The organism is Bacillus sp. N6 (assembly GCF_052805735.1).
This window is the reverse complement of sequence record NZ_CM127843.1, coordinates 3,096,384-3,107,540: the sequence shown is the minus strand read 5'-3', so window position 1 is coordinate 3,107,540 and position 11,157 is coordinate 3,096,384. Positions and strand designations below refer to the sequence as shown.

Below are 11,157 nucleotides of genomic sequence, written 5' to 3'. Positions count from 1 at the left end.
GGTAGGGATTAACTGCCTGTAAAAGCCTTCACTTTATTTTTTTGTACATTAATCTTCCTTTAATGTTTGTTCGGTAATATAAAGGCAAGGATAAGGTGCACATGTAAAGGGAGGAAAACAGAATGGGAAAATGGATGCTGATGGGAGCAATGTCCTGTTTATTTTTAACAGCTTGTTCTACTCAAGTTGATAACAATACAGAAGTACAACAACTGAAAGTGGAAAATGATAAATTACAAAAAGAAGTCGCTCAACTACAACAAGAACCAAACAAAACACAAGCTGCTACAAATGATAAGAAACAAATACAAGATTTCAAAAACGAAGTCTCATCTATTGTAGAAAAGGCAAATAACACGAAACCAGTTGGAGCAAAAGAAGATAACTTAAATACGTACTTAGCAGCAAAAAAAGAAATTGACCAATTGGATGACAAGATAGATCTATCTGATAATCAGCTAGAAGCAGATTATCACGCTGGAACGATAACTGTTGAGCAATATCAAACGCAAGAAAAAGAACACGATATACTGGAAGATCAATTAGAGCAAGCAGAAAATGCACTTGAAGCAAGATTTGGAATAGATGATTAATCATTAAGGAGTGGATGAAAATGTTAAAACATAAAAAGAAAATAATTATAAGTGTAATTGCTATTTTAGTAAGTGGTATTGCTATTGTTGGTGGATATTATGGCATGGGTTACAATTATGCAAAAAAGAATGAAAACTACACAGAGAAACAAGTTCGTGAAATTTCTTTAGCTCATACAAATGGAGAAATTATTAATGTGAAAAAAGAATTCGAATTAGAAGATGACAACTTAGCACAATCAAAATTTGAATATGAAGTGGAAATCAAGACACCTGATAATCTGTTAAATATTTTAAAAGTTAGTGCTAGAACAGGTACAATAGAACTCAATAATGAAGATTAAATAAATATCGCGTATTTGAAAAAACTCCGAACAAAATTTGTTAGGAGTTTTTTCATGTTTATACTTTACTATTTTGAAAGGGGAGTGCTACATCGCTATTAAACTAACAAAACAAAATAACACCTAATATGAAAAAATACGCTGTTCTTTCTGAAGAATCCTAGGAAAGGGTAACTTGATATATCACCGCTATAAAAGTATCGTTCCAATCCAAGTGTATATTTGTGACGAGTTGAATTCAAACTTGATACCTTAGATTCACAGATTGTTCTTTTCCTCAAATCGTGCAGATTTGATTACGTATAATTACATAAAAACTTGTCATCGTAACTTTGATATCTTGCTGTTACATTCCAAAATGCATACAACAGCGTGCCTTCAAGGTTATACTGATGCTGGAGGTGATTCAAAGTGACATAAAATCGGAAAATGAGCTTTTTAATAGCCAAGAGAGCTTTAAAGATCAAGTCTTCATTTTGAAACTAAAATCGCTTTTATATTAGGCTTCGAATTTTTATGTGGTACAGACATTAGTTGAAAGATAGGCTTTTCCTGTTCTTATTTATATCGTTAACTTGATAATTTATAAATATGAATTTAGTGGGGGGATATTATGAAAGATAGCAAACGTTTTAATTTTCACAAGCTTTGGCTAGGACAGTCTATAAGTTTGTTAGGTACCCAGCTTACAATGGTAGCTTTGCCTCTTTTTGCATTAGAGGTGCTACAAACAAGCGAGGCAAATGCTGCCATGCTTCGTGGGATTATATTTGTACCCTACCTAATTTTCGGGTTAGTAGCCGGTGCTTTGATAGACATCTTTCATAGGAAAAATGTTTTGCTAATTTGTAGTATATGTCAAGGAGTATTATTTTTATCAGTATTCATACTGACTGTAACAAATATTTTAACGTTCCCTTTATTAGTGTTTATCATGTTTTTAAATGGAATATTTACTACATTTTATAACATTGCTGTTCCTTCTTTCTTACCGGAAATAGTAACAGATAAAGACAAGTTAAAAAAAGGAAATGCTCAACTAGCACTTTCGGAGTCTCTTTCTGTAGTAATTGGTCCTATGCTAGCAGGAATCATCATTACTCTATTTGGATTAACAGGCTCTTTTACTATTGACGCAGTAACGTATTTTGTTTGTTTTGCATTTGTATTATTTATTTCCAAGTTTAAACCGCATACAGAGGGCTCTTTAAAAGACGTAAATATAAAATCCATATACCAAAACATATATGAAGGCTTGGTATATTTTAAAAAACACCCTGTATTAGAACCAATTGTAACCTGTGGCGCTGTTTACGGTTTTTTTAAATACATACTAAATAGTATTTTAGTAATATTCCTGTATAAGGTAATGGGTCTATCTGAACTTGAAATAGGGTTTGTTGTAGGCTCAGCAGCGGTGGGATTTTTAATAGGTAACACGATACTCATGAAAAAAAGTCAACAAATTAATAATACAAAAATGCTTATTTATAGCGCTACTGTATCAGTTACTGGTTTGGCCTTTATACCGATAATGGGATATATGGGAACCATTATCGGTATAGTAGCTGCAAGTATCATACATGGCATGGGAGAAGGTGTATTTGGCCCTTACGCTGCAACCATACGACAACTTGCCTCACCAAGTCACATGCTAGGCCGAGTAAATGCTGTACAACGTACGCTGAATTGGGGGGCTTGGGCATTAGGAAGTTTTGCTAGTGCATTTTTAGTTTCTATATTTGGGCTTCAAACTACGTTATTCATAGGGGGATTCGGAACAACATTGTGTTTAGTGGCGTTGTTAAGACGTGGCGTATCAAAAGGAAATGATATTGAATATACGAGTTCATTTTAGAGGAGATGATTGTGATGCATAAGGTATTAAAAGGAACTGACATAGAAAATAAACCCCACATTTTATTTATAGGGGGATGGACAAAGCCTATACAAGATGCATTAGACAGTGGCTATATTGTTTCGTACATAGGATCGTACGCTAAACACATATATTTTGATGGGACTATCTTAGAAAAATGTTTCTATAAAAAAGAATTAGACACGACAAATATACCCTTGTCTATATACTATGCTGAAGAATTATTCAAAGAGAAACCATTTGATGTGGTTGTATCTTTCAACGAAACAGCATTAGATACGGCTTGCATAATTGCAAAGATTTTTAATGTTAAAGGGCCTTCTTACAATGCTAATATGATAACCCGCAATAAAGACATGATGCGTGAAATGCTAGCAGGTAAAGACTTTTCGATAGATTCGACAGTTTGCAATAACATTAAAGATATTAATGAATTTTTGAACAAAAAAGATAGTCTTATAATAAAGCCCCCGATTGGCGCAGGTGGTAAAGGTGTATCTAAGCTAGACACGGGAGATGACGTAGAGGTATTTTTTGAAGAAAATGGTATTCAACTACCTGTTTTAGTGGAAGAGTACATTGAAGGTGATGTAGTTTATACGGTCGAAGCCGTTTCTTATAACAAAAAACATTCTATACTAGCGATATCAGCTGAAGTATTTAAAGAAGGTACGTTTATAATAAACTATACTATTATGCCAGCACCTATAGATGAATCTCAAAAACAATTAATTATGGAAAAAGTAATGCTATTTTTGGACGACATGCAAATGGAAAACGGCATTACTCATACAGAAGTAAAGATAGACAAAAAAAATAAGCCGATAATTATAGAATCTCAAGTTAGAATAGGTGGTGGTAATATCTGGAAGATGGTGGAACTAACAACCGGCATATCCCAATTTGGATACTATTATGATGCGTTAGCTACTGAGACTATAGATGAATTTAGATGTGTATCTTCAAAATGTCATGCTATGTCTTTAAGCTTGATTCCAAAACCAGGTTGCTTAAAAGAAATCAAGTATAAGGAGTTAAGTAACATATCCGAGGTCGTATTAATTGATCTATTACTAAAAGAGGGAGACATCATACCACCTATTGTAGATAGCACTCAACGCAAAGGATCTATATTATTTACGACTAGTGATATGAAACGTATGTACGAAGTTGTAGAGGAAATATGTAACAATATAACGTTTGTTTATCAGGATTTAACAGAATGGAAACCTTCTTTTAAAAAATATAAGTAAACAGAAATGTGGCAAATAAATGGTCTATATAAAAAAGAGAAATTTTCGAATTCCCTGATAGCGCTAAACCTAAGCAAAATAATGAACTATCCTATAGAAGAAAGTTGAGGGAGCTAATCGCATATGTTTTATTGAAAGGATGTGATTGAATTATGGAACGGCCAAATTGGGGAATTGGAGGATTAGTATTCGTTGGCTGTATGTTTCTTGGTGGAGGAGTGGGATCTATGTTAGGTAATGCCCAAACTGGATGGCTAATAGGAATGGGCATTGGATTTCTTGGGATGGCTTTAACGAGACTGTTCAGAAAATAATGTAACTGAGATTCTTCTTCTGGTAAATAAGGAAATATGTAAGTAATTCATGGCATAAGAGTTCTATAAATTATAGTTAGAATCTTCTCTTTTGTATTTGTCTTTTCAAAATTTCTCCATACATAGATACGATTCTCAAGTCGGAGGATAGCACCTTAGGGTGTCTTTTTTATGCTTTTTAAAAATGTCTTACCATATAATAGCTGAGTTTTGCTTTCAGTCTCCAATGCCCATTAAACATAAAATGAAAATTCTGCACCATTTAAACTCTGATAACAATTCATACGATCAAGAATAATTGAGCTAATAGCTCTCGGTAGATTGCCATCATTTTTTTATAGATTAGATTCATTACCGTTTCAGACCTATGTATTCATTCATAACCTAACAGTAAAAGGGGGGATGATTAAAGGTATGGCGTTTAATGATGAATTAATTTGTCAACAGTTTGCAAGAATTATCGGCGGGCAAGAAGGATTCGCCGGTGGGAAATGCGTGGCAACAATAAACCGAGATGAAATACGAGCAACAATCTTAGGAAAACGTTTTAGAGTAACAACTTCCTTTTCATTCGAATCACGAGACAATAAAACTGGACGGGCATTATGCCTAGGCCGAGTAGCACTCTTACAAAAAGAAGTCACTGAATTTGTGGCGACAATTATTAAACAAGGAATAATTGTTTCGTCTATACACAATGAGTGGTTATGTGATGATCCAAATTTGATTTACGTTAATATCGAAGACGTTGATGATCCACTAAATTTTGCAAGAAAAGTGAGAAGAGCATTGTGCAATTAACTAAGTTTTTTAGTTAAATGAGTGATTACGTTAAATAGAAGATTTCAGCGTGTTGAATGTTATATTTGTAAAATAGATTTAAGTGGATGGTTTTATAAAACGAAAGAAGGTGTTTCATATTTGGAATGCCTTTTCTTTATGTTTTCGTTGCTAATGTGGGTGGTTAACGGATTATATGCTGTTTATCTTGCAACAGCAAGAACTGGATGAGGTATCTTGAAAGGTGTTTGACAGTCTGTAGATACCATATTTTATCAAATTTTATTAGAATATCATAAAACGACAGGGGAGAAATCGCCAGAGAAATACGTCAGATTAGTTATTCCTGCTATAATCTAAGGGTGCGATTTTGTTTTCGAAAAATAATAGGTAAATCATTTGACAATTAAAATAATCTACTTTAATATATGTGCCATAGCATATATATGGTGAAACAAATACATTCATTGTGAATGATTGACTGGTATGCTATATCCTTTTATATCTTAATTTATAGAGGTGATATATGAACTTACATGATTTAATAGGCTATCTTGTTCATCGTACTGATGTGAAAATGACCAATTATTTTACGAAGAAATTAAAGCCTTATGGAGTTACGCCAGAGCAGTGGGGGATTATTAGTGTTCTTTGTAGCCAAAGGAGCACTACTCAAAAAGAGTTGGCGGAAGCTATTGATAAAGATCAAACTACTGTTGTTAGAATGATACAGTCAATGGAGAGAAAAGGGATTGTAAAGAAGGCTTTGAATGACCAAGATAGGCGTTCACATAACCTTTTTTTAACTGAAAAAGGTGACGAGTTAAAGAAAACAATCTTGCCTGTAGTGAAAGACGCTCACCATTTCGTTACGAGTAATTTGAGCGAGGAAGAAATTAAAGTATTACAATCGCTATTAAACAAATTGTATGATACACACTATTAATATTTGTTCCTTATTGATGCTATGCTATTCATAAGGAACAAACTTTGTTTTAGATATTATATATGCTATAGCATATATTTTTCGTTTGGACGAATGGGAAGATAACTTTATTTTGTATCATATCTGATTCAGGTTCATTTTTTTGCTTAGTACCAGTCAAATTTTTGGATTATATATGCTATAGCACATAATTTTCGGCCCTTTAATATTGAGAAGGGTAATGTAAATGGAAGCGACTTCCATACGGGTGATCTCAGGAAATAGGGTAAAGGTAGTGACTACTACCTGAACAATACTGAGTTTTTATCAAATAATAAGAAAGGTGTGATTACTATTTTAATTTTCATCAATATTGTAAAAGTAGTGTTGTTTCTGTTCTTTTTAATGACAGGAATGAAAATTATATCCGGGAAAATGGCAGATGAGTTCAAACGATTTGGTTTACCTTCGTTTTTTAATTTCTTAACTGGAGCTTTTGAGATTGTAGGAGCGATTGGAATGTTGATAGGAATCTGGATTCCAGTAGTAGCTTTATGGGCAGGATTGTTATTAGGCGGTACGATGCTTGCAGCCGCATTAACTCTAATTGTATTAGCGAGAGATCCTTTTAAGAAAGCAATACCTGCGCTTGTTTTGTTTGTCCTTAGTTTAGGGGTAAGTTTGTATCATATTTTTTAAACATAACTGAAAACTATTAAACTTTCACTTTATGCGTTCAAGTTACTATCGTTTTGTGATTATGTTACAAATAGGGGGGATTCTCCAATTAGTGCTTGAATAATAATAGCAATACGAATTTAGACATTACGATCATTCGGATCATAATCAGTAAAAGAATGGCAAGAATTTTATATTAAAAATAGGAGTGAGTGAAAATGGCATATTTATTACAAGTTGATTTTCCGTTTGAAGGTCCTTTTGGTGAAGAAATGGAAAAAGGATTTTGGGATTTAGCAAATAGTATTAACGAAGAAGAAGGATTCCACTGGAAAATATGGACTGAGAATGAAGAAACAAAAGAAGCTGGAGGCATTTATATATTTGAAGAAAAACAAGATGCTGAAAAATACGCGGAAATGCACAACAGCAGACTTGAAGCAGCTGGTGTTAAAGATATTAGAGTAAGAATTTTTAACATCAATGAAAAGTTAACTAAGTTGAATCGTGGTTTTATTAAATAATTCCGACAGTCGGAGCAAGCGTAAAAAGGAGGGGGATAATCCCCTCTTTTTTAATTCTTAAATTGATGGTGAGGGGGCTCGCATAAAAAACAATCAATTATAAAAGTGATTTTGAACGTAAGGAATTTGTAAGGAAGAGGTAAGAAAAAAGAGATTTTCATTGTGTAAGATGAAAATGTAAAGAAGAGTGAGAGGAGAAAAATACTATATATTTCTATAAAAAACAAATCAATTAATAAGACTTGTTTGGAGGAAAAGAGACATTACAAATTCAATGTCGTCCTTTTGCAGTGGGTTAAGAAGAAAGCTGTGTGATTAGTTCCAAACAGCAAATAACCATTTATACAATATGAATAGGGGAGAGGATTATTTTGATGAAAAAGCATAGTCAAATTACATGTACAGGCTTAGCTCTATTAATAATTGGAGGTTCCCTGTTTTATACACCTCTAACCTCAAATGTAAAAGCGGAGTCCATTCAAAATGTATCTAGTTCGTTACAAACAAGCACCCAAAGAGATCGTAATTCCGTCAAAGAGGCAATGCGGGATACATTGAAACTAGGATATCCAGGGATACTTGCTAAAACTTCTGAGGGTGGAAAAACATGGAGTTATGCGGCTGGTGTAGCTAATCTGAGTACCAAGAAAGCAATGAAAACAGATTTTCGTTTTCGGATTGGCAGCGTGACAAAGACGTTCACTGCAACAGTTGTACTTCAATTAGCAGGAGAAAACCGCCTAAATCTAGACGATTCTATTGAAAAATGGTTGCCTGGTGTCATTCAAGGAAATGGATATGATGATAAACTGATTACTATCCGGCAATTATTGAATCACACAAGTGGTATCGCTAATTACACAAGGTCAAAGGATTTTAATATGATGGATACAAAAAAATCTTATACTGCTGAAGGATTAGTAAAGATGGGAATATCCATGCCTCCAGATTTTGCTCCAGGAAAGAGCTGGTCGTATTCAAATACAGGATATGTATTACTAGGAATTCTTATTGAAAAAGTAACTGGGAACAGCTATGCGGAAGAGATTGAAAATCGAATTATTGAACCACTTGAATTAGCGAATACATTCTTACCTGGAAATTCAAGCGTCATTCCAGGAACCAAGCATGCCCGTGGATATATCCAATTAGACGGAGCAAGTGAGCCAAAAGATGTTACTTATTATAACCCAAGTATGGGGAGCTCGGCCGGAGATATGATTTCTACAGCTGATGATTTAAACAAATTCTTTTCTTATTTACTTGGGGGCAAGTTATTGAAAGAACAGCAACTAAAGCAAATGCTTACAACAGTCCCTACAGGAGTAGATGAGCTTGGTGATTCCGGGCTTGGAATTTTCAAAATGAAGCTTTCAAACGGTGAATCGATATGGGGGCATGGAGGAACCATTCCTGGCTTTTTAACTTTTGCTGGAGGCACACTTGGAGGCAAGCATACATTGGCAATCAATTTGAACAGCCTTAAAGCTGATACTCCTGATCCTTTTAAAAATATTTTACTTGCTGAATTTAGCAAGTAGTCTAAAAGTAAAAACGGGTAAAATTTATCATAGTTTCATAGTTAAACAAATTAATGATGAAAACGATCCATTATTTAAGGAGGTATCCGTGATGAAAAATAAGCTAACTGGTGTGTTAGCCACTGCATTAGTGGTAACTATGATTCTACCAACAGGAGCGAAAGCATTTTCTGAAAGTAAGACTACTGTTGTAACTGGTGAAGAAGTAGCTAGTCAGGAACTGAAGAAGATTGCAGCAGAGAAGGCGGAGCTACTTACGAAGTCCCATGGGGCAGCTAGCGTGCAGTATGCACTAATTGATAATGGAAAACTTATTTTGTCGGGTCAGGCTGGCAAGAACGATATGGAAGGGGAAAAGCCGCTAACCAAAGATACTTTATATGGGATTGGTTCAGTTAGTAAAATGTATGCAACAGCGGCTGTAATGAAATTGGTCGATGAAGGGAAAGTCGATTTGGATGCTCCTGTTGTCCGCTATGTTCCTGATTTTAAGATGAAAGACGGTCGATACAAACGTATTACACCGCGTATGTTATTGAATCACTCCTCTGGATTGCAAGGTTCTACGTTAGGTAATGCATTTTTATTTAACGATAATGATACCTATGCCCATGATACTTTGTTACAGCAATTGTCAAATCAAAACTTGAAGGCGGACCCTGGTGCTTTCTCGGTATACTGTAACGATGGTTTTACGCTGGCCGAAATTTTGGTGGAAAGAGTTAGTGGTATGAGCTTTACTGAATTTCTACATCAAAACTTTACAGGGCCTTTAAAAATGAATCATACGAAAACGCCGCAGGACAAATGGAGGGATGAAAATCGGGCTGGACTATATTACCCGGCGTACCAAGGGCAACTTCCAATTGAATCGGTGAATGTTATTGGTACGGGAGGTATATCTTCCACGGCAGAAGATATGGTGCGATTCTCACAACTATTTATGGGACAGGGAAAAGGAATCCTCTCTGATAAGGTAGTTAAGGCAATGGAGCAAGAGGAATATAAAAAAGGAATGTGGCCGGGGGCTGGCGAGAATATTTTTAACTATGGTCTTGGCTGGGATAGTGTGAAACTATACCCATTCAGTGAATATGGGATCAAAGCTTTGGCTAAGGGCGGCGATACGGCATTGCAACATGCTATATTAGTCGTGCTTCCGGAACAGAAAATAGCAGCGGCTGTATTGACATCTGGTGGACGGAGCTCTACAAATCAGCTAATGGCAACTGAATTGCTGCTCGCTACGCTTAAAGAAAAAGGTATTATTAAGGAAATCAAGCCGAACAAATCCTTTGGTAAGCCGGTCAAAGTCAAAATGCCTCAAGGCGTAGCAAAGAAAGCTGGATTTTATGGTAATAGCGAAACTCATTTCAAGATTGAAATTACGAAGAACGGTGAACTATTCTTACCATCTAATCCAGAAGAAAAATATGTATATACTGCTGATGGAAGCTTTATTAATGAGGGGGGTACTTCCAAGCTCAACTTCGTAACCGAGAAGAATGGAAGAACTTATTTGAAGGAGAGCGCATATAAATCTCATCCAGGTTTAGGGCAAAGTGTGATGACCCACTATTTAGCTGAGAAACTAGAAGATAACGTGCTTTCGAAGAAAACCGCTGCTGCATGGGCAAAGAGGGAAGGTGTCAAGTTTTATCGTGTAAACGAGAAATTTAGTTCTATTCAATATCTTGTTCAGTCGAAACATCTTAGTACTCAAATTACTCGCAAGGAAGGCCCAGCAGGCTATTGGGATGGCAGAAAAATTACAGGTCCGAACACCGCGGTGCATCAGATCCAAGTACCCGTGATGAATGGTCGTGATACAACGGAAACGCATTTCTATACAGAAGGCGGCAATGAATATATGGAGATGGCTGGATTGTTATACGTAAGTGAATCTAATGTAAAACCAATTGATGTAGGCCAATCATCCAAAGTTACGTTGGATGCAAATGGGCATGCGAAATGGTTTACAATTCCACAAGCGGCAACAGACAAAAGGATGACCGTGACGCTGCCATCAAATGGTTCATTTGCGGTGTATGATGAGAAGGGAGTTTGCGTCAACTTCACCATTGTGAGTGGCAATAACAAGGTGGAACTTCCGAAGAATGGAACAATCGTATTCGCTGGGGCACCGAAATCGGAATTTGCAATCTCGGTGAACTAGCTATAATTTAAGATGATCTTAAACAAAACCAGTACGGTACAGAAAAGATGTATTACTGGTTTTGTTTGTATTTATGCATTCTCAATGAAAAAGCTTGAATAATATCACTCTCAAGCACTATAAAAACATCAAAACTAGAAAATTAGTATC

11 protein-coding genes are annotated in these 11,157 nt (G+C 35.4%); all 11 read left to right on the top strand.

Going from position 1 to position 11,157, the window contains the following annotated elements; translation table 11 throughout:
- Positions 1-122: 122 nt before the first annotated feature.
- The 11 genes from ACUXVC_RS15990 (at position 123) to ACUXVC_RS15940 (ending at position 11,007) form a co-directional block, all read left to right on the top strand.
- Positions 123-593 carry a hypothetical protein gene (locus tag ACUXVC_RS15990; RefSeq protein ID WP_088024236.1) on the top strand — a complete coding sequence of 157 codons (471 nt, stop codon included), beginning with the start codon at positions 123-125 and terminating at the stop codon, positions 591-593.
- Between the two features lie 20 nt (positions 594-613).
- Positions 614-937, top strand: coding sequence for a PepSY domain-containing protein (locus tag ACUXVC_RS15985; protein ID WP_000912131.1), 324 nt, complete (start codon positions 614-616; stop codon positions 935-937).
- 613 nt (positions 938-1,550) lie between these two features.
- Entirely contained in the window at positions 1,551-2,795 is a 1,245-nt protein-coding gene (locus ACUXVC_RS15980; protein ID WP_000655287.1) for an MFS transporter, read from the top strand.
- 14 nt (positions 2,796-2,809) lie between these two features.
- A complete protein-coding gene (locus tag ACUXVC_RS15975) occupies positions 2,810-4,069 on the top strand; it encodes an ATP-grasp domain-containing protein (protein ID WP_144465641.1) in 1,260 nt (419 codons plus the stop codon).
- A 152-nt stretch (positions 4,070-4,221) separates the two neighbouring features.
- Positions 4,222-4,383 carry a hypothetical protein gene (locus ACUXVC_RS15970; protein ID WP_000441009.1) on the top strand — a complete coding sequence of 54 codons (162 nt, stop codon included), beginning with the start codon at positions 4,222-4,224 and terminating at the stop codon, positions 4,381-4,383.
- Positions 4,384-4,785: 402 nt separating this feature from the next.
- Positions 4,786-5,184 carry a DUF1259 domain-containing protein gene (locus ACUXVC_RS15965; protein ID WP_000589729.1) on the top strand — a complete coding sequence of 133 codons (399 nt, stop codon included), beginning with the start codon at positions 4,786-4,788 and terminating at the stop codon, positions 5,182-5,184.
- Between the two features lie 505 nt (positions 5,185-5,689).
- A complete protein-coding gene (locus tag ACUXVC_RS15960; RefSeq protein ID WP_001048563.1) occupies positions 5,690-6,109 on the top strand; it encodes a MarR family winged helix-turn-helix transcriptional regulator in 420 nt (139 codons plus the stop codon).
- A gap of 327 nt (positions 6,110-6,436) precedes the next feature.
- Positions 6,437-6,787: a DoxX family protein gene (locus ACUXVC_RS15955; protein WP_031312939.1), complete on the top strand. Its 351-nt coding sequence runs from the start codon at positions 6,437-6,439 to the stop codon at positions 6,785-6,787.
- Between the two features lie 197 nt (positions 6,788-6,984).
- Positions 6,985-7,290 carry a monooxygenase gene (locus ACUXVC_RS15950; RefSeq protein WP_144465640.1) on the top strand — a complete coding sequence of 102 codons (306 nt, stop codon included), beginning with the start codon at positions 6,985-6,987 and terminating at the stop codon, positions 7,288-7,290.
- A gap of 374 nt (positions 7,291-7,664) precedes the next feature.
- Positions 7,665-8,831, top strand: a complete 1,167-nt coding sequence (locus ACUXVC_RS15945; protein ID WP_446026155.1) for a serine hydrolase domain-containing protein — start codon at positions 7,665-7,667, stop codon at positions 8,829-8,831.
- Positions 8,832-8,922: 91 nt separating this feature from the next.
- Positions 8,923-11,007 (top strand): serine hydrolase domain-containing protein, encoded by a 2,085-nt coding sequence (locus tag ACUXVC_RS15940; RefSeq protein WP_000791785.1) that lies wholly within the window; start codon positions 8,923-8,925, stop codon positions 11,005-11,007.
- Positions 11,008-11,157: the final 150 nt, after the last annotated feature.

Bases quoted from the DNA above. Each gene is read 5' to 3' on its own strand.
- ACUXVC_RS15980 (WP_000655287.1), top strand. From the start codon at position 1,551: ATGAAAGATAGCAAACGTTTTAATTTTCACAAGCTTTGGCTAGGACAG.
- ACUXVC_RS15965 (WP_000589729.1), top strand. From the start codon at position 4,786: ATGATTAAAGGTATGGCGTTTAATGATGAATTAATTTGTCAACAGTTT.
- ACUXVC_RS15960 (WP_001048563.1), top strand. From the start codon at position 5,690: ATGAACTTACATGATTTAATAGGCTATCTTGTTCATCGTACTGATGTG.
- ACUXVC_RS15940 (WP_000791785.1), top strand. From the start codon at position 8,923: ATGAAAAATAAGCTAACTGGTGTGTTAGCCACTGCATTAGTGGTAACT.
- ACUXVC_RS15945 (WP_446026155.1), top strand. From the start codon at position 7,665: ATGAAAAAGCATAGTCAAATTACATGTACAGGCTTAGCTCTATTAATA.
- ACUXVC_RS15970 (WP_000441009.1), top strand. From the start codon at position 4,222: ATGGAACGGCCAAATTGGGGAATTGGAGGATTAGTATTCGTTGGCTGT.
- ACUXVC_RS15950 (WP_144465640.1), top strand. From the start codon at position 6,985: ATGGCATATTTATTACAAGTTGATTTTCCGTTTGAAGGTCCTTTTGGT.
- ACUXVC_RS15990 (WP_088024236.1), top strand. From the start codon at position 123: ATGGGAAAATGGATGCTGATGGGAGCAATGTCCTGTTTATTTTTAACA.
- ACUXVC_RS15985 (WP_000912131.1), top strand. From the start codon at position 614: ATGTTAAAACATAAAAAGAAAATAATTATAAGTGTAATTGCTATTTTA.
- ACUXVC_RS15975 (WP_144465641.1), top strand. From the start codon at position 2,810: ATGCATAAGGTATTAAAAGGAACTGACATAGAAAATAAACCCCACATT.